Below are 18,000 nucleotides of genomic sequence, written 5' to 3' on the forward strand. Positions count from 1 at the left end.
CTGGAGTAATCGAGGGCTCAAAAGTCTTTATCAACGATATGAAGTTCTGCGTCACACTTAATTGAACCGCCGTATACCGAACGGTACGTACGGTGGTGTGAGAGGTCGGGGGTTAGTCACCCCCTCCTACTCGATTGACTATGTTAATGAGAAAATTGATGGATTTTAGAACTCTGTTGATTGGAATGGAAGGTACGCTTCTGCATTCGCATTTTCTTCGTGCTGGCGAACCGCAGGCTGTCCGAAGAACTCCGCCCACTGAGCCTGCGGGGTACTCGCTTCTTCCACTGGACGTCGAATCAGCATTCTAGAGGTAACAGCTTCTTAAGCGGAGATCAACAGGCAAGCTTAACAGAGCCTTTGCTGTTAGGGGAATGAGAATCCCTAGTAGAAGCTTGGAAACTCATCAAACGAAGAAGAGGCAGCAGGGGTCATGGACATAGTACCGTTCTCTTCTTCAGCTATATGTATGCCTGCAATTAACCCCTCTTCAGCCTCCTGTAAAGCTTTTCGATAAGATATGATCCTTCCTCCTGAGGTTTGAAAAGAAAGAATTTCGCCACTATGGTTTCGATGGACTGCTACGAGCTGCTCTCCGTTCATTGAATAACTCTCCTTTAATTGGTTTCTATCAATATTGTTGACGGTCCTGCTGTTTTATAATCAAAGGATTTTTTGCGGAAGCCAGCGAATTAAAGATACTGGAAACTTTTTATAAGAAAAAACGTAAATAAAGTTACTGACGGAGGGGATAGGATGAAAACATTTAACTGGTCTGCAGAAGCTGAGAAGCTTTGGGATAAAAATTCGGAATCCTGGAATTCAAAAAGCCGTGAAATGTGGGAAGAAGGGAGCAGAAAAGATATTGTTCCCTTTTTTGAAAAGCATATAAACAAAGGTTCAAGGGTGTGTGACCTTGGGTGCGGAGATGGCTATGGCTCATATAAGCTCGCTTTGGCAGGCTATAATGTGACAGGAATCGATGTGTCGGATGAAATGATTCATAAAGCAAAAGCACTAAATGCTGATACCTGTGCTGAGTTTACAAAAGGTGATATTTCCTGTCTATCTTTTGAGGAGAATTCGATTGATGCTGTTCTTGCTATTAATTCACTCGAATGGACAGAAAGCCCCCTTAATGTTTTGAGAGAAATGCAGAGAATTGTCAAGCCAGAGGGAAGAGCATGCATCGGCATTCTTGGGCCTACAGCCGCTCCGCGTGTTAACAGCTACCGCCGCCTATATAACGAAAAAGTTATATGCAATACGATGATGCCATGGGAATTTGAGGCGCTTGCACAAGAAAACGGCTGGGCGAAAATTGATGAACTCGGTGTCTATAAAAAAGCATCAGAACAAATGCCAAAAGGATCACTGCCAGTCAATTTGAAACAGTCTTTGTCTTTTATGTGGGTCTTTATGCTCGAAAATAAGAAGCAGAAAGGAATGGATGAAAAATGAGCCGTTATTCGATCGAGGAGTTTGTAAACCAGACTAAGCAGCAGGATAAAGGTGAAGGATTATTTGAATTAGAAACACCAAGAATGCTCGAGATCAATCTAACCAATCAAGTGTGGGCAAAAGCCGGAGGGATGGTTTCCTATCGTGGACAAATTAAGTTTGAGCGCGAAGGAATTCTCGAGCATGGATTAGGCAAAATGTTTAAAAAGGCGCTCACTGGAGAAGGTACAGCTCTCATGAAAGCAACTGGCAATGGAAAGCTATATCTTGCAGATCAGGGGAAAAAAATATCTATCCTGAATCTTGATGGCGATTCTATTTTTGTAAACGGCAACGACCTGCTGGCATTTGAGCCTTCCATCAAATGGGATATTAAGCTGATGAAAAGAATGGCCGGAATGCTTGCCGGAGGCCTGTTTAATGTACGTTTGGAGGGCTCTGGAATGGTTGCCGTCACCTCGCACTATGAACCGTTAACCTTGATGGTAACACCGGATAACCCGGTATATACAGACCCGAATGCCACGGTTGCCTGGTCAGGTGCATTGGAACCTGAGTTTGTGACAGATATTTCATTTAAAACCTTTTTGGGCAGAGGAAGCGGTGAATCGATCCAAATGAAGTTTTCCGGAAACGGTTTCGTAGTTGTCCAGCCGTTTGAAGAAGTATATTACGCACATCAATCATAAGAAAAGCCGGTTTTGCGAGGGAAACCTCTTCAAAACCGGCCTTTTTGATTTTAGCTAAACATGTTTTATTTTTCTATCCGTGAAAAAATCAATATAACCGTGAAATTTTAATTTATCCCTAAAATACAAGACCGTGAAATATCAGGTATATCCGGGAAACAGCATATTTGCTATTGAAAATCCATCAGAGCACCAAGCTTTAATCCCACTCGAAAGGGGTTTCCTGATAAACATAGTAGTTCAGCCAGTTTGAAAACAATAAATGAGCATGCGAGCGCCACTTGTTATAGGGTTCCCTGCCTGGGTCGTCATTGGGGAAGTAGTGTTTTGGAACAGGTACTTGCAGCCCTCTGCTTCTATCCCTTGTGTATTCTTCAGCAAGAGTTGCAGCTTCATATTCTAAATGACCGGTTATCATGATCTGTTTGCCGCCATTAGCGCTCATAATGAAAGGGCCGGCTTCTTCAGAGGATGATAGCAGTTTTACTTCAGGGTGCTTCAGCAGTTCTTCTTTATAGACGTCAGTATGGCGTGAATGAGGGGCGAGGAAAATGTCATCAAATCCTCTTAACAGCTTCTCAGTTCTGTCATGAACTTCATGCGCATAAATACCGGAGCATTTTTCAGGCAGCTCGTATTTGCCGATTCCGAAGTGGTAAAATAACGCTGCCTGTGCACCCCAGCAAATATGGAGGGTAGAGGTAACATTAGTTTTCGTCCACGCCATGATCTCGGTAAGTTCTTCCCAGTAATCTACATGCTCGAATTCAAGGAGCTCGACAGGAGCGCCTGTAACAATCATTCCGTCAAACTTTCGTTTTTTAACCATAGCAAAGGTTGTATAGAACTGCTCCAAATGCATTGGACTAGTATTTTTTGACTGATGTGTAGCAGTTTTTAAGAATGAGATGTTAACCTGAAGCGGAGTGTTTCCAAGAAGCCGCAGAAGGTGTGCTTCCGTTTTTTCCTTTTCTGGCATCAAATTTAATATAAGAATATTTAAAGGACGGATATCCTGGTTTCTGGCACGGTCCTCATCCATCACGAAAATATTTTCTTCCTCTAAGATTTCCCTGGCCGGAAGCAGCTTAGGAATTTTAATTGGCAAGCGATCATCTCCCTGGGCAAAATTTCAATTAAACTTATTATAAAGATGATTCACAATTGTATCAATGCTTTAGTGTGCGAAAATCTCAAAAATATCAAAAGTAACTGGCAATTATCCGGCCAAGGAATGGTACAATATATCTGTAATGAACCTATACATATTGGATTCTAGGGGGATACAAATGAATGTGAAACCGGTTGTGAAATCAGACATTGAAATCGCTCAAGCATCAACAATGAAACCTATTAAAGAAATCGCTGAAAAAATCGGGCTTCAGGATGATGATCTAGAGCTTTTCGGTAAGTATAAGGCGAAACTTTCATCAGAGGTTTTAAAAAAACTCAGAACGAATGAAAGCGGAAAAATAATCCTGGTCACTTCCATTAATCCTACACCTGCAGGGGAGGGGAAATCTACTGTAACGGTTGGTCTTGGTGACGCTTTTAACCGGCTCGGGAAAAAAGCAATGGTCGCCATGAGAGAACCTTCCCTGGGACCTACAATGGGAATTAAGGGAGGAGCAACCGGCGGCGGCTATTCGCAAGTCCTGCCAATGGAAGAGATAAATCTTCACTTTACAGGTGACCTCCATGCCATAACAACAGCCAATAACGCTCTGGCGGCTCTGATCGATAACCATCTTCAGCAGGGAAATCAGCTGAAAATCGATCAGAGAAGAATTGTGTGGAAACGTGCACTTGATTTGAATGATAGAGCTTTACGGAAAATCGTAATTGGGCTGGGCGGCCCCGTGCAAGGGGTTCCTCGCGAGGATGGCTTTGATATTACCGTTGCTTCTGAAATTATGGCTGTTTTATGCCTTGCATCCGATCTTAAGAACTTAAAGGAAAGACTCGGAAAAATGGTCATTGCCTATAATTATGAAAAACAGCCGGTTACAGTTGCTGATCTTGGTGTTGAGGGCGCCCTGACCTTGCTTCTTAAAGAAGCAGTTAAACCGAATCTGGTCCAAACAATCGAGCATACGCCAGCATTAATCCATGGCGGACCGTTTGCAAATATTGCACATGGATGCAACAGTGTCATTGCCACGACTGCAGCATCAAAGCTAGCTGACTATGTAGTAACAGAAGCCGGGTTTGGCGCTGATCTTGGTGCTGAAAAGTTTCTGAATATCAAAGCCAGAACAGAAGGAATAGACCCGGAAGCGGTCGTCATTGTAGCTACAATTAGGGCTCTGAAAATGCATGGCGGTGTGGCAAAGACTGAGCTGGGCAGAGAAGATACAAAAGCTCTTACTGCTGGATTCTCCAATTTAAAGAAGCATGTTGAGACCATCGGAAGCTTTGGGCTGCCGTACGTTGTGGCTATTAATCGATTTATTTCCGACAGCGAAAATGAAGTGAATACACTTAAGGATTTATGCAATCAGGCCGGCATTCCTGTTGCGCTGACAGAGGTTTGGGAAAAAGGCGGGGAAGGCGGCATCGAGCTTGCAGGCAAGCTGCTGGAAATTTTAGAAGAAAAAGAGGCGCAATTCAATCACTTATATGAACTTTCGCTTCCGATTGAAGAAAAAATCCAAACGATTGCCCAGAAAGTTTATGGTGCAGATAAAGTTGAGTACTCTACTAAAGCCAAAAAGCAAATCAGGGATTTTGAAAGCTTTGGCTGGGGCTGTCTGCCGATTTGTATGGCTAAAACGCAGTATTCCTTATCTGATGATCCCACAAAGCTGGGAAGGCCGTCCAACTTTACAATCACTATCAGGGAGCTCAAGCCTTCTATCGGGGCTGGATTTATTGTCGCCCTTACTGGAGATGTTATGACAATGCCTGGGCTGCCTAAAGCTCCTGCAGCCATGAATATGGACGTAGACGATGACGGTAATGCAATTGGTTTATTTTAAGAAGGTTTGCATTTGGTAACAGTCTAGCTATAGCATCTACCCCATCAAGGTGTCGGGGGTTACCAAGTGGCTTGCGGCTTTTTTGTAAGGGAGGTTCTGCACATGTTTGACCCTACAGCCTTTGAAAATATGAAGGTTGTGTTAGATGGCGGCTTTTATGATCGGGATCTTAGCGGAGAGATTAGAATCATTGACCGAAATGATGTCTTAAATTCTGCAAAAATGTCCCGTAGTTATGAAGTTGCCTTTAAAGAAAATGTTGAAGGACATGAGGATATTACCTGTACTTTTACTATGGAGGCTGGACTCAAAAATCTGGCTGCTGAGCTTTTGCCTGAAGTACAATCAGAAAAGCAGGCAGGGTGTAAGGTATATATAAAGTTTACAATTAAGCAAAAAAATGACTTAAAGCTCTTTCAAGAAACGCGTGAAATTTTGAGAGATATTTGGGGAAGAGAGCGAAACATTATACAGATTGCAAAATTCAATCCGGAGGAGATGGATAAACAGATTGAAGCGGAATCTGTTGTGAATTTCAACCGCCTGATATATGAAGAACAAATTGATGATCTTAGCGATATGATTGCCTATATGATTGCTTCCTTGCAGGCTCTGAGAAATATTAGGTTTTCATAATTCCAGCTGGTTTTTAATAGAATAGCCAATAGCGTCTTGCTCCTAAAGGGAGCGAGGCGTTTTTTTTATTAAAGCTGTCCTGAAAATTCAAAATTTTATTTACAAACGTACACTCTAACTAATACGATTAAGAAGGAATGGCAAAACATTCCTAAAAATACATTAAAGGAGGAGAAGGAAATGGTGAAAGAATTTTTTATTAAAAAGGAAAAGGAAGAGGAAAGACAAGACGTAACGTAGTCAAGGAGGATAATATGATGTTCCAGCGTACGGACACGATTAAAATTACAGAGTATGATGTGGGCCATGCAGGAGGTATCGCCAAAATGTGGAACCTTAGCCGCGATAGCTGGGGCGGCGATACAAGCGTCATGACTGAAGAACAGGTGAAAACAAAGGAAGCCAATAACGGAAATATTGCTTTATATTTAGCCATGGATGGCGAAGAGGTAGTGGGTTACTGCGGACTATCAGAATACAAAGAGGATACAGGTTCATTATATATTCCGCTTCTTAATGTGAGGCCTGATTATCATGGGCGAAAAATAGGAAAGCTGCTTGTTTTGAAAGCGCTTCAAAAAACAATAGAACTGGGCTGGCCTCGTCTGGATTTATATACATGGCCAGGAAATGTGAAGGCTGTTCCACTTTATAAAAAATGCGGGTTCTTCTGGGAGGACAGAGATGATACCACCCATTTGATGAATTTTATCCCGGCTGTCCATCAAACTCCGCTGCTAAAAACGCTCCTGAAAGATCTTGATTGGTATAAAGACAGTGTGAAAAACATTGAGGTTAAACCTGATGGAATCAAGGTAGATGGCTTTACTTTCTATGAGTATGAATGGAAAAATGAACAGACCTCTGCGCGCGTTAGGTTTGAGAAAACCGGCAGGGGAATCAGCTTAATAGAGACAGATAAATATTTTCTTGAGCTAACCATGAATAGTCATGTAACAATAGAAAATGAAACCCAGAGTTTCCAGCTGAAGTTTGTGAATAAAACCGGAAGACCTGTTTCATTTAGGGCAGCAGGAGACAACCTTGGCAGAATAGAGTCAGCTTTTTCATATGAGAACCTGGTCGAAAACGAGGCGGCTATTAATGGTCAGTTAATTGTTCATGAAGGAGAGGAACCAAGTGTATGGAAGACTCATCCATCCTTGGCTGTAAAGGTTTGGGTTGATGGAGAAGAATGTGAACTGCGCCTTGGTTTGCTTCCTAAGCCGCCTGCCAAAATAACCGGCGGTGCAAAAGGAAACCTGCGTTTTCTAAATCAGGAAGCGGAACTGGAACTTGAAGTGGAAAATAGCCTGAAAGAGGATGCTGTATTTTGTCTGTCGGTTCAGGAAGATGAACATGTTTCATTAAATCAATGTGATTATTCCATAAAACTTCTTAAAAATGAACGGAAGCTTATAAAAGTACCTTTCATTGTGAAAAAGTACGGCTTTTATCAGCCTGAGATCAATATTACAGCAAAGAAAAATGATGGAAACGAGCTGACTTTTAAAAGCAAAGCAGTTGGTGTTCCCCTTAAGAGTTTTGGTCAGAAGTTCGGCGGGGAATCAAAAGATTATTGGCACATATGTAATGGACTCTGCCAGGTAAATATCAGGAAATTGGATTATAAAATAACTGCAGGCCGGAACGAAAATGTAAATCAGCATTTCGCCTTCTTCATTCCTAAGCTGGGCAAGCCATATACAACAGAATTTTCAAAGGCAAAGCCTGAAAGTGCAGCTTGGTTTACAGATGAGACAGCGATAACCTTCAAACTGGTTTTCCGTTCAAAAGACTTCCCTGGGATACTTGTCTCTATGTATACGTCACTATATGGTGAAGGAATTGTAAAAACATGGGCTGAACTGAAAAATGAAGGGGAGACACTTTCTGGTAAATTATCTTTCAATCAGCCTCTATATCATGAGAAGCACCATACCTATTTCCCTCTCGACAATGAAGTGGTAGAGTTCTCGAGTGTCAAAGATCTTGAATTTGGAGAGCTATCTGGAAGCAATTTGACGGAAAATTGGTATTTCTCCACACATGAAAGTGAACCGATTGGATTTTGCTGGCCGAAAATCGCCAAGGCCCACCCGGATGGCTGGCAGTTTTATTATGAGTATGATGTGGGGTGCCTCACACCTGGTGAACGAGTTAAATTGGAACCAGCCTATTTATCAATAGGCGCTTTTCAAACATGGGAGGAGCTGCAGACTTTCGCCACTTTGGCTGCTCAAAAAGAAAACAAGGGTGTGCAGAATGAGAAAGCCTTCATTGTAAATGAAGGCAATCCTGTGGCAGCCGATCTGGAAAATGTGCCTGTCACCTTGAAAACACACCGTTCAAGCTATCTCAACGGCAGTATTGAACTTTTCCTAAATAACGAAAAAAAACAATCCGCAATTGTAAAGCAAAAAGAGGAAATGAAAGATTATTCAGCGAAATTGCCTATTGGAGGGGCAGCCCCTTTATCGATTGTGAAAGCTAATATCAATATGGACAGTGAGAGAAAGCAGCTATGTGATCTGCTTCTTGTACCTTCGGGTGATGTCCGTACGCTTTCGGAGAAACAGGATGACAACACTGTTTATATGATGGACAACGGAGTCATTCGTTTGAAAGCAGCGCCAGGTTTTTATCCCGGACTTTTTTCGCTCGCTTATCAGGAGCAGGAATGGCTTGATACCTCATTCCCTGAGAAAGTCGCGAAAGGCTGGTGGAATCCATGGGCTGGGGGCATGAAGACAGTCCCTTCTCAAATGAGTGTTTTTTCTTTATTAAAGGAGGATAATGCTGCAAAATTTACAAATATTAAAGACTCGCATGGAAATGAGTGGGCAGCTCTTGCCCTGCAGACAAAAGTTACTCAGCATTCTCTATGGAAAGGTCTTAATTACACCCAGTATTTTGCGCTGCTGCCAGGGGTGCCGGTTATGGCACATTGGGTAAAAGTGGCTGATCCAGGCGGAAAAACGTTCTTAAATGAGAAATGGATTACAGATCTATTTTTGTCAGGCGATTCTTTAACAGATCTTACTCTATCAATGCTGGATAAAGGTACTGAGTCAAATTATCAAGCTGGAATTGAAGAGCAATCGTTCACGATGGAAAATGGCGCTTATATATCATACTGCCATGAACCTGCAAAAATGTATGTGGCAGGAAGTAATGATTGTGAATACCTTGGCGCATACATGAACAAAGAAGCCTTTCAGATTATATCTGAACGGAAAGCAGTTCCGATGGCGAAACCCGGCTATATCATATTTAATGAAAGAGGCATCAGCCGAGCAATGTTTAAAAGTCTGCATAATCTAGAATTCCATTAGAAGGAGAAATCATGAAAGTCATAGATGCACATATTCATTTTTCCGATATTAAGTCATTTCATCAAACAGCAAAACAGCTGTCCCTTGTAGATTATTCGTTAAAAGGACACCAGGAAGAGATTCAAAAAGCGAACGTAGTTCTTAGCATTGCAATGGGCCTAACGGAAACAGATCAAATGGGCTTTCCTGATTACGCAGCAAGGACACCAATGGGTCTAGACCTTGATGCAGCCATACCGGATCATATCGTTTACTGCCCGGGCATAAACCCATATGATTTGAATGAAGCAGCACTTAATAGATTGGAGATGGACCTGCATAAGCCCAATGTAGTAGGGATTAAAATTTATTTAGGCTATTACCCTTATTATGCTTATGATGAGGTCTATGAGCCAGTGTATGCCCTTGCGGAAAAATATAGTGTTCCGGTTGTTTTTCATACTGGAGATACTTATTCTGAAAGAGGGCTCCTGAAATATTCCCACCCTTTGGCAATTGACGAAGTCGCGGTAAAACACCGGAATGTGAATTTCATGATGGCCCATTTTGGGGATCCTTGGACCTTAACGGGAGCTGAAATCATTTATAAAAATTCCAATGTCTATGCAGACCTATCCGGTTTGATTGTCGGAACTGAAAAAGAGCTGACAAAACGCAGGGAAGATCGATTTTTGGATCATCTGCGACATGCCCTGGTTTTTGCTGATTCTTATGATAAATTGCTTTTTGGGACCGATTGGCCGCTTGCACCTATTGGGCCATATATTGATCTTATAAAAGGACTGATCCCGGAGGAACATCATGATGATGTTTTTTACAACACTGCTATAAGGGTTTTTCCAAAGATTAAGCCATTCCTGCCATAATGAACAGAGGCTGGGGTGAATGAATTTGTTCGCTGCCAGCCTTTCAAATAGTCTTATTTACATACATACATGAATAAATAATAAAAAAGGGGGCGCTAAAATGGCAAAAGTTGCGTGGGTTACCGATAGTACCGCATTTTTAAATGATGATTTAAGGAATCATCCCGATTTATACCAGATACCAATGACAATCATTATGGATGGCAAAGAATATACCGATGGTGTTGATTTAACCTCTGAAGAGCTTTATGCACGATTGAAGACTCTCGAAACTCCCCCAAAAACATCTCAGCCTGCGATAGGAGCTTTTCAGGATTTATATGAAAAGCTGAAGGAAAACTATGATTATATTATTGCAGTCCTTGTATCCGCAAAGCTGAGCGGGACTGTTTCATCAAGTGAACAGGCATCCCAGCTGGTTGATATACAAGTGTATAGTGTAGATTCCAAAATTCTATCATACCCTTTAACCAGAATGATTTTAAAAGGGATGGAATGGACAGAATCAGGAATGGAAGTTGAAGAAGTTATAAATAAGCTTGAGATGCTAAGGGATACAGGTGAAACATATGTGCTGATTGGAAGCCTGGAACAGCTTCATAGAAGCGGAAGGATGTCAGGCGTCCAATTTTTCCTGGGAAGCATGTTAAATGTAAAACCGATTATCTCTGTTCATGATGGAGAGCTTAGTGTCAGGGAAAAGGCCAGAAGCGAGAAAAAAGCAAAAGACAAAATTGTGAAGCTGCTAAGGACAGCCCATGAAAAGAAACCGCTGAAAGAGGTTTTTATTCTATACGGCTTGCATCCTGCTGAAGCAGAAGAGTGGAAAAAAGAGCTTCAAGAAGAATTTCCGAAAATTAAATTCGGATGCTACTCTTTGGGGGCTACAATTGGAGTGCATGCAGGGGAAAACACGCTCGGAATCAGCTGGTTAAATGGCCTTGACTGACAGTGAGGAGAATAATAAATCTGTTTAATAGAAACCTGGTCCAGAGGAATCTTTCAAAATGATTTCTTGGACCAGGTTTTTATGCTTGCTGCCTAGACCAATGGTTTATTCGCTAAATTAAATTTTTATTCGCAAGTCATTCCTGATTCATTCGCTAGATTCCGCAGTTTGTTCGCAAATTCTCCAGTTTTATTCGTTATGACCATATTTTGTCCCCACAAGTCTAAGGATATGGAATAACCTTGCCAATGTTTCTTTTTCTCTCGTAGTGTTAAAATGGACAGTGGAGTTTGAAAGCAGGTGAAGATTAATGAATAACAAAATCATACATATAACAGAAAAATTTGTCCGGAATACGCTAGGAGAAGATTCAACCGGGCATGATTGGCATCACATCGAACGGGTGCGAAAGAATGCACTTTACATAGCTGAAAAAGAGCAAAGAGGCGATTTGTTTATTATTGAGATGGCAGCACTGCTTCACGATATTCCCGATGAGAAGCTTAACGAATCAAAAGAGGCAGGGGAAAAGAAGCTTTCCGATTTCCTGCTGGCCTTGGAAATACAAGAAGCAGCCATAACTAGAATCAGTGAAATTATTTATTCTATTTCCTTCAAAGGGGGAAAAAACACGAAGCTTTTAAGCCCCGAAGCCGAAATTGTGCAGGATGCTGACAGGCTTGACGCTATGGGAGCTGTAGGGATTGCAAGAGCTTTTGCTTATGGAGGCAAGAAAGGGCAGGCAATCTATGATCCGGGCTTAGAAGCCAGAAATGAAATGACGGAAGAGGAATACCGGCAAGGAAAATCTTCATCCATCAACCATTTTTATGAAAAACTCTTAAAGCTGAAAGAAAGACTGAATACAGATACAGCAATAAAAATGGCAGAAGAGCGTCACCAGTTTATGGAGAAATATTTGCAGCAATTTTATAAAGAATGGAATGGTCAAGCATGAAAATGATCTCTGTGGAGAATGTAACAAAAACCTATGGGGAAAAAGAACTTTTTAATCATATTTCTTTTACTATCACCGAAAAAGAAAGAGTTGGCCTTATCGGTGTAAATGGGACTGGGAAATCTTCACTTTTGAAGGTTATTGCCGGGGTTGACCAGCCAGACTCGGGTGAAATTGTCACTCCAAAGGACTATACAATTTCATATTCTGCCCAGCAGCCTGAACTAAATCATGAACTGACAGTACTTGAGCAAGTTTTTGCCGGTGATGCCCCTATCCTTGTGTTGCAGAGAGACTATGAGCTGGCTCTTATGCAGCTTAATCAAAATCCCCAAGATTCAACTATACAGGAAAGGCTTTTTGAGCTTCAAAAGAGAATGGATGCACTGGATGCATGGGAAGTGAACACAGATGCTAAAACGATTTTAACAAAGCTGGGAATTGAAGATTTCAGCAAAAAAGTGGGAGAGCTATCCGGCGGGCAGAAGAAAAGGGTAGCTCTTGCTCAGGTGCTGATCCAGTCACCTGATTTATTGATTCTTGATGAGCCCACAAACCATCTCGACTTTGAATCTGTTAAATGGCTTGAAGAATATCTCGGACGATACAGGGGAGCGCTTCTGCTTGTAACTCATGACCGTTATTTCCTTGATCGGGTGACAAATAGAATGTTTGAACTCGAAGGCGGAAATCTATACAGTTACAAAGGCAACTATGCGGCTTTTTTGGAGGCAAAGGCAATACGAGAAGAAAATGAGGCCGCTACTGTCGAAAAGCAAAAAAACCTCTTCAGGAGGGAACTCGAATGGATCAGAAGAGGGGCAAAGGCAAGAACTACGAAACAAAAAGCCAGGATCCAGCGGTTTGAAGCACTCGATAGCCAGCTCGCATCTGTCAAATCCTCTGAAAAGCTTGATATGTCGTTAAGCGGCAGCCGGCTAGGAAAGCAGGTCTTTGAATTGGAGTCCGCTTCAAAAAGCTACGGGAGCCAGGTAATATTGGATCAGTTTGACCTCTTGGTAAAACCGGGAGACAGGATTGGAATCATTGGACGGAACGGAACTGGGAAATCCACGCTTCTTAATATCCTGGCAGGTAAGATTCCGCTTGATTCCGGTGAGCGTATCATTGGCCAAACAGTGAAAATCGCATACTACACGCAGGAAAGCGAAGATATGGATGAAAATAAACGCATGATCGAATATTTAAAGGAAACAGCCGAGGTAGTGGAAACCTCTGATGGCAAAACGATATCTGCCGCCCAAATGCTGGAACGCTTCCTGTTTCCTTCGTTTACGCATGGTACCCCTATCCGAAAGCTTTCAGGAGGAGAAAAACGGAGGCTTTATCTCTTAAAAATCTTAATGTCTGAGCCGAATGTACTGCTGCTCGATGAGCCGACGAATAACCTTGATACCCAAACATTAACGGTTCTTGAGGATTATTTAGAGGATTTCCCGGGAGTAGTCATAACCGTGTCCCATGACCGTTATTTTCTTGATAAAGTTGCCGATCAGCTTCTTGTTCTAAAAGGCGAAGGGAAAATTGATTCTTTTTATGGAAATTACAGTGAATTTCTTGAAAAAGCAAACACGAAGCCTGTACAGGAAAGTATCCCTGCTGCTGAAAAGCCGAGAGAAACTAAGCAGAAAAAGAAGAAAATGACTTATATGGAGAAAAAAGAATGGGAAGAAATCGACGGCAAGATTGAGAAAGTCGAAAGCAGATTAGAAGTCATTGCCTCTGAAATGGCCAATATAGGCAGTGACTTTGAGAAAGCACAGACTCTTATGGAAGAGGAAGCCAATTTAAATGCTGAGCTGGAGCACTTAATTGAAAGGTGGAGCTACCTTTCAGAAGCAGCAGAAAACGAATAAACCGTTCAATGAGAGGCTCGGGGCTAATGCTCCGGGTTTCTTTTCATTTCTTAAAGAAAACAGATGAAATGCTACTCGATTTTTCTTGTGTTAAAATATAACCAGTTACCAACGTGAAAATACTAAAAAGGGTGATACTTTTGAAGATAAAGGCAATTGAACCAACCCCAAGTCCCAATACAATGAAAGTAATTCTTGATGAAGAACTTCCAATGGGAAAAAGCAATAACTATAAAAAAGATAAAAGTGACGGAGCTCCCAAGGTCATTGTGGATATCCTCCACATAGAAGGGGTAAAAGGCGTTTATCATGTTGCAGACTTTTTGGCAGTTGAAAGAAATGCCAAATATGATTGGAAAGAGCTGTTGCCTCAAGTCCGATCTGCATTTGGTGAAGATGTGGAAAATGAAAACAGCGATGAAACAGAGATTGATGAGCACTTTGGAGAAGTGCAAGTCCTAGTTCAAATGTATAAGGGGATTCCGATGCAGGTCAAGCTAACCGATGGTACGGAAGAAAAGCGCTTCGGCCTGCCTGAAAATTTTATTACAACTGTATCAGAAGCTCAAGATCCAGCGGATAATGTTGTGATGGTCCGTAAGTGGAAGGAATTCGGCGTCCGTTACGGCGACTTTGAACAGGTCGGCCATGATATTGTTGAGGAGCTCATGGCAGCCTATCCTGAGGAGAGGCTCCAGGCACTTGTCCAAATAGCTAAAAGTCCGGAGAAAACAGAGGAAAAGCATGCCCGTCCGCGATTAAAACTTTCGATTGAAGACCTTGACTCTCCTGATTGGCGAGTCCGCTATCAAAAACTTGAACAAATGGAAGATCCTGCAGTGGCTGATCTGCAGGTCCTGGAAAAAGCCCTGAATGATGAAAAGGCTTCGATTAGAAGGCTTGCAACGGTCTACCTGGGCATGATTGAAGATAAAAAAGTCCTTCCTCTTCTTTACAAAGCTTTAAAGGATAAAACGGTAACAGTAAGGCGTACTGCTGGAGACTGTTTATCAGATTTGGGCTTTGAAGAGGCGATGGATGCCATGAAGGAAGCATTGCAGGATAACAGCAAGCTTGTCCGCTGGCGTGCAGCCATGTTCCTTTACGAAGTGGGAGATGAGAATGCCCTTCCTGCTCTCAAAGCGGCTGAGGATGATCCAGAATTTGAAGTAAGCATGCAAATCAAACTGGCAATTGAAAGAATCGAACATGGTGAAGAAGCAAAAGGTTCAGTATGGAAGCAAATGACTGAATCCCGTAAACAGGAAAAAGAATAAAAAGATACGACCGCTCGTAAGGTGCACAAACCGAAGAGCGGTTTTTTTCTTTTTTCTTCCACGCAATGCTGTTTTAACCTTTTAAAGTAAAAAAATATATTAAATTAATGAAAATTATTGAAATTGTTTGAAAAAAGGTCTATATTGAAAAGAAAATATTTGGGAGGTTCATCTTTTAACAATCCCATAGAATAATAGTTTTTGAATCTAGGGTAAATTGGAGGTTTTACATATTATGTCTGATACACAGATGAGAAGTGACATGATTAAAAAAGGAACGGACCGTGCCCCGCACCGCAGTTTATTGCGTGCTGCCGGCGTAAAGGAAGAAGATTTTGGGAAACCATTCATTGCAGTGTGCAACTCCTATATAGATATTGTTCCGGGGCATGTCCACCTGCAGGAATTCGGAAAAATCGTAAAAGAAGCTATTCGCGAAGCGGGCGGTGTCCCGTTTGAATTTAATACAATCGGGGTTGACGACGGGATTGCAATGGGTCATATCGGAATGCGTTATTCCCTGCCAAGCCGTGAAATCATTGCTGATTCACTGGAAACAGTCGTTTCTGCACATTGGTTCGATGGAATGGTTTGTATCCCGAACTGTGACAAAATTACACCAGGCATGATGATGGGCGCTTTGCGTGTCAATATTCCTACTGTTTTTGTCAGCGGAGGTCCAATGAAAGCCGGTGTAGATTCAAGCGGCAAACCTTTATCCTTAAGCTCTGTATTTGAGGGAGTCGGTGCCTATGAGTCTGGGAAAATTGATGAACAAAAGCTGCAGGAAATCGAACAGGTTGCTTGCCCGACATGCGGATCATGCTCCGGAATGTTTACAGCCAACTCCATGAACTGCCTCGCTGAAGGCCTTGGTCTTGCTTTACCTGGAAACGGGACGATTCTGGCTGTATCAGAAGAACGTAAAGAGTTTGTTAAACGTTCTGCCAAGCAATTGATGGAGATTATCAAAAAAGATATCAAACCACGCGATATTGTTACCATTGATGCAATCGATAACGCGTTTGCTTTGGACATGGCGATGGGCGGCTCAACCAATACAGTACTTCACACTTTGGCATTGGCACATGAAGCCGAAATTGATTACCCAATTGAACGCATTAATGAAATTGCCAACCGGGTGCCGCACCTTGCGAAGATCGCGCCTGCTTCGGATTATCATATTGAAGATGTGCATAATGCTGGAGGTGTCAGCGCCATCATCAATGAATTGCTTAAAAAGCCTGATGCTCTAAATGGGGACTGTCTGACGGTAACAGGAAATCCGCTGCGCGAGAATGTTGCCGGCAGCGAGATTTTGGATAAAAATGTGATCCGTCCATTGGATAATCCGCACTCTGAGCGCGGTGGTCTCGCTGTATTATTCGGAAACCTAGCGCCGCAAGGTTCCATCATAAAAGTCGGTGCAGTTGATGAATCTGTCGGCGGCTATCATAGAGGACCTGCTATTTGCTTTGATTCCCAGGAGGAAGCTCTTTCCGGAATCATTACAGGAAAAGTACAGGAAGGCCATGTTGTCGTCATTCGTTATGAAGGACCTAAAGGCGGGCCGGGTATGCCTGAAATGCTTGCCCCTACTTCCCAGATAGTCGGCCGGGGGCTGGGTGCGAAAGTTGGCCTGATCACAGATGGCCGATTCTCCGGTGCATCCCGCGGCATCAGTATCGGACACATTTCTCCTGAAGCAGCAGAAGGCGGCCCGATTGCTTTTGTTGAAAACGGAGATATCATCGAGCTTGATTTAAACAACCGGACGATCAACCTGGAAGTTTCAGATGAGGAATTTGAAAATCGGAAAGCTAATTGGAAAGGTTTCGAGCCAAAGGTTAAGAAAGGCTACCTGGCACGATACTCCAAGCTTGTTACAAATGCCAGCACAGGCGGCGTGATGAAAATATAAATGGTTAAAAGTAAAGCCAGTCTATTGGGACTGGCTTTACTGCTGTTAAGAGCCTTGGCCGATAAATTGTCATGTATGGCCGATAAAATCTATAAAATCTTTTAAAAATTTAAAATTTAGATTATTAAAGCCGTTTTCCCATTTGAAAATTTTTAATTGTTGTTCCTAAAATCGTTTTATTAACTAATTCGGTGAAAAGGGCACCTTAAAAGGCGAATTTTACTCTAAGTTGCTTTAACTGCAGAATCAAAGTTGAAGCAGTTTAATAGCCTAATAGGCAGCATCGAAAAATTGCATTAACGTGAGTGATTATAGTATGCTTATTTTACAAAATGCAGCAGCAGTAGAAGGAGGCAATAAATATGTCAATGGCGTATGAAGAATACATGAGACAAATGGTTAAGCCAATGCGTGAAGAGCTTGTTCAGGCAGGATTTAAGGAGCTGACAGCACCTGAAGAAGTAGAGCAGTTTATGGAAGGCCTTGAAGGTACAGCGCTTGTTGTAGTTAATTCTGTATGCGGATGTGCAGCAGGCTTAGCGCGTCCTGCAGCAACGCAGGCAGTTTTAAGAAGCGAAAAGAAACCGGATCATTTAGTAACAGTATTTGCAGGCCAGGATAAAGAAGCAACTGCGAAAATGCGTGAATACTTCGAGGGATATGAGCCTTCATCTCCTTCGATGGCCCTTTTAAAGGGGAAGGAAGTTGTTCACTTCATTCACCGCTATGATATTGAAGACCATCCAATGGAAGCAATTATGGAAAATCTTCTGGCAGCGTTTGAAGACAACTGCTAATTCGTATAGGATTAAATAGTTTTTAGGGAAGGGGTGTCAGCTGGCACCCTTTTCTTTGTAAATTTTATTGGCTGTTTTTGCAAAGTTTGTTGCTTACAAACTGGTTTTAATTACTGAGTTGATTGGAGCGGAAGGCACTTGATCCTAGAAAATGCATTCGCATTTTCTTCGTGCGGTGCTTATTCGAGGAAGATTATTCAATGTCCTGCGGGAAGAGAGGGAGCGGGAGACCCCGCAGGCGTGAAACGCCGAGGAG

At 42.2% G+C, this 18,000-nt stretch carries 15 protein-coding genes; 12 read left to right on the forward strand and 3 right to left on the reverse strand.

Annotation, left to right across the window (positions count from 1 at the left end; all coding sequences use genetic code 11):
- Positions 1-165: 165 nt before the first annotated feature.
- Together J7I93_RS13255 and J7I93_RS13260 are read right to left on the reverse strand one after the other, a co-directional pair.
- Positions 166-306 (reverse strand): hypothetical protein, encoded by a 141-nt coding sequence (locus tag J7I93_RS13255; protein ID WP_214726338.1) that lies wholly within the window; start codon positions 304-306, stop codon positions 166-168.
- 78 nt (positions 307-384) lie between these two features.
- Positions 385-603 (reverse strand): DUF3892 domain-containing protein, encoded by a 219-nt coding sequence (locus J7I93_RS13260; protein ID WP_214726339.1) that lies wholly within the window; start codon positions 601-603, stop codon positions 385-387.
- Positions 604-756: 153 nt separating this feature from the next.
- Here J7I93_RS13260 and J7I93_RS13265 point away from each other — a divergent pair, with 153 nt between their 5' ends.
- Positions 757-1,461, forward strand: a complete 705-nt coding sequence (locus J7I93_RS13265; protein ID WP_214726340.1) for a class I SAM-dependent methyltransferase — start codon at positions 757-759, stop codon at positions 1,459-1,461.
- Entirely contained in the window at positions 1,458-2,150 is a 693-nt protein-coding gene (locus J7I93_RS13270) for an AIM24 family protein (protein WP_214726341.1), read from the forward strand. The genes J7I93_RS13265 and J7I93_RS13270 overlap by 4 nt, the downstream gene beginning before the upstream one ends.
- A 199-nt stretch (positions 2,151-2,349) precedes the next feature.
- Here the strand turns inward: J7I93_RS13270 and metA are convergent, their stop codons facing one another.
- Positions 2,350-3,258 carry a homoserine O-acetyltransferase MetA gene (gene metA, locus J7I93_RS13275; RefSeq protein ID WP_214726342.1) on the reverse strand — a complete coding sequence of 303 codons (909 nt, stop codon included), beginning with the start codon at positions 3,256-3,258 and terminating at the stop codon, positions 2,350-2,352.
- Between the two features lie 181 nt (positions 3,259-3,439).
- On the opposite strand from metA, the gene J7I93_RS13280 reads away from it, so the two are divergent.
- The 10 genes from J7I93_RS13280 (at position 3,440) to J7I93_RS13325 (ending at position 17,744) form a co-directional block, all read left to right on the forward strand.
- Entirely contained in the window at positions 3,440-5,128 is a 1,689-nt protein-coding gene (locus J7I93_RS13280; RefSeq protein ID WP_214726343.1) for a formate--tetrahydrofolate ligase, read from the forward strand.
- Between the two features lie 102 nt (positions 5,129-5,230).
- Positions 5,231-5,764, forward strand: a complete 534-nt coding sequence (locus J7I93_RS13285) for a hypothetical protein (protein WP_214726344.1) — start codon at positions 5,231-5,233, stop codon at positions 5,762-5,764.
- A gap of 254 nt (positions 5,765-6,018) precedes the next feature.
- Positions 6,019-9,099, forward strand: coding sequence for a GNAT family N-acetyltransferase (locus J7I93_RS13290; RefSeq protein ID WP_251025833.1), 3,081 nt, complete (start codon positions 6,019-6,021; stop codon positions 9,097-9,099).
- Positions 9,100-9,110: 11 nt separating this feature from the next.
- Positions 9,111-9,965 (forward strand): amidohydrolase family protein, encoded by an 855-nt coding sequence (locus J7I93_RS13295; protein ID WP_214726345.1) that lies wholly within the window; start codon positions 9,111-9,113, stop codon positions 9,963-9,965.
- A gap of 100 nt (positions 9,966-10,065) precedes the next feature.
- On the forward strand, positions 10,066-10,914 hold the full coding sequence (locus J7I93_RS13300) for a DegV family protein (protein ID WP_214726346.1): 849 nt from the start codon (positions 10,066-10,068) through the stop codon (positions 10,912-10,914).
- Between the two features lie 310 nt (positions 10,915-11,224).
- Positions 11,225-11,872: an HD domain-containing protein gene (locus J7I93_RS13305; RefSeq protein WP_214726347.1), complete on the forward strand. Its 648-nt coding sequence runs from the start codon at positions 11,225-11,227 to the stop codon at positions 11,870-11,872.
- Positions 11,869-13,749 carry an ABC-F family ATP-binding cassette domain-containing protein gene (locus J7I93_RS13310; RefSeq protein ID WP_214726348.1) on the forward strand — a complete coding sequence of 627 codons (1,881 nt, stop codon included), beginning with the start codon at positions 11,869-11,871 and terminating at the stop codon, positions 13,747-13,749. Before J7I93_RS13305 ends, J7I93_RS13310 begins: the two co-directional genes overlap by 4 nt.
- A gap of 140 nt (positions 13,750-13,889) precedes the next feature.
- Complete coding sequence (locus J7I93_RS13315; RefSeq protein ID WP_214726349.1) at positions 13,890-15,026, forward strand: conserved virulence factor C family protein; 1,137 nt, start codon at positions 13,890-13,892, stop codon at positions 15,024-15,026.
- Positions 15,027-15,261: 235 nt separating this feature from the next.
- Positions 15,262-16,947, forward strand: a complete 1,686-nt coding sequence (gene ilvD, locus J7I93_RS13320) for a dihydroxy-acid dehydratase (RefSeq protein WP_214726350.1) — start codon at positions 15,262-15,264, stop codon at positions 16,945-16,947.
- A 362-nt stretch (positions 16,948-17,309) separates the two neighbouring features.
- The gene (locus J7I93_RS13325) at positions 17,310-17,744 is read left to right on the forward strand and encodes a BrxA/BrxB family bacilliredoxin (RefSeq protein WP_214726351.1); all 435 of its coding nucleotides are present in this window, start codon (positions 17,310-17,312) and stop codon (positions 17,742-17,744) included.
- Positions 17,745-18,000 lie beyond the last annotated feature (256 nt).

Origin of the sequence: Bacillus sp. ISL-47 (genome assembly GCF_018613175.1) — a bacterium.
In the GTDB taxonomy this organism is placed as follows: Bacteria; Bacillota; Bacilli; order Bacillales; family Cytobacillaceae; genus Cytobacillus.

What these genes read in the sequence shown, in the direction of transcription:
- J7I93_RS13255 (WP_214726338.1), bottom strand. Translation starts at nt 306, where the DNA reads ATGCTGATTCGACGTCCAGTGGAAGAAGCGAGTACCCCGCAGGCTCAG.
- J7I93_RS13260 (WP_214726339.1), bottom strand. Translation starts at nt 603, where the DNA reads ATGAACGGAGAGCAGCTCGTAGCAGTCCATCGAAACCATAGTGGCGAA.
- J7I93_RS13265 (WP_214726340.1), top strand. Translation starts at nt 757, where the DNA reads ATGAAAACATTTAACTGGTCTGCAGAAGCTGAGAAGCTTTGGGATAAA.
- J7I93_RS13270 (WP_214726341.1), top strand. Translation starts at nt 1,458, where the DNA reads ATGAGCCGTTATTCGATCGAGGAGTTTGTAAACCAGACTAAGCAGCAG.
- J7I93_RS13280 (WP_214726343.1), top strand. Translation starts at nt 3,440, where the DNA reads ATGAATGTGAAACCGGTTGTGAAATCAGACATTGAAATCGCTCAAGCA.
- J7I93_RS13285 (WP_214726344.1), top strand. Translation starts at nt 5,231, where the DNA reads ATGTTTGACCCTACAGCCTTTGAAAATATGAAGGTTGTGTTAGATGGC.
- J7I93_RS13290 (WP_251025833.1), top strand. Translation starts at nt 6,019, where the DNA reads ATGATGTTCCAGCGTACGGACACGATTAAAATTACAGAGTATGATGTG.
- J7I93_RS13295 (WP_214726345.1), top strand. Translation starts at nt 9,111, where the DNA reads ATGAAAGTCATAGATGCACATATTCATTTTTCCGATATTAAGTCATTT.
- J7I93_RS13300 (WP_214726346.1), top strand. Translation starts at nt 10,066, where the DNA reads ATGGCAAAAGTTGCGTGGGTTACCGATAGTACCGCATTTTTAAATGAT.
- J7I93_RS13305 (WP_214726347.1), top strand. Translation starts at nt 11,225, where the DNA reads ATGAATAACAAAATCATACATATAACAGAAAAATTTGTCCGGAATACG.
- J7I93_RS13310 (WP_214726348.1), top strand. Translation starts at nt 11,869, where the DNA reads ATGAAAATGATCTCTGTGGAGAATGTAACAAAAACCTATGGGGAAAAA.
- ilvD (WP_214726350.1), top strand. Translation starts at nt 15,262, where the DNA reads ATGTCTGATACACAGATGAGAAGTGACATGATTAAAAAAGGAACGGAC.
- J7I93_RS13325 (WP_214726351.1), top strand. Translation starts at nt 17,310, where the DNA reads ATGTCAATGGCGTATGAAGAATACATGAGACAAATGGTTAAGCCAATG.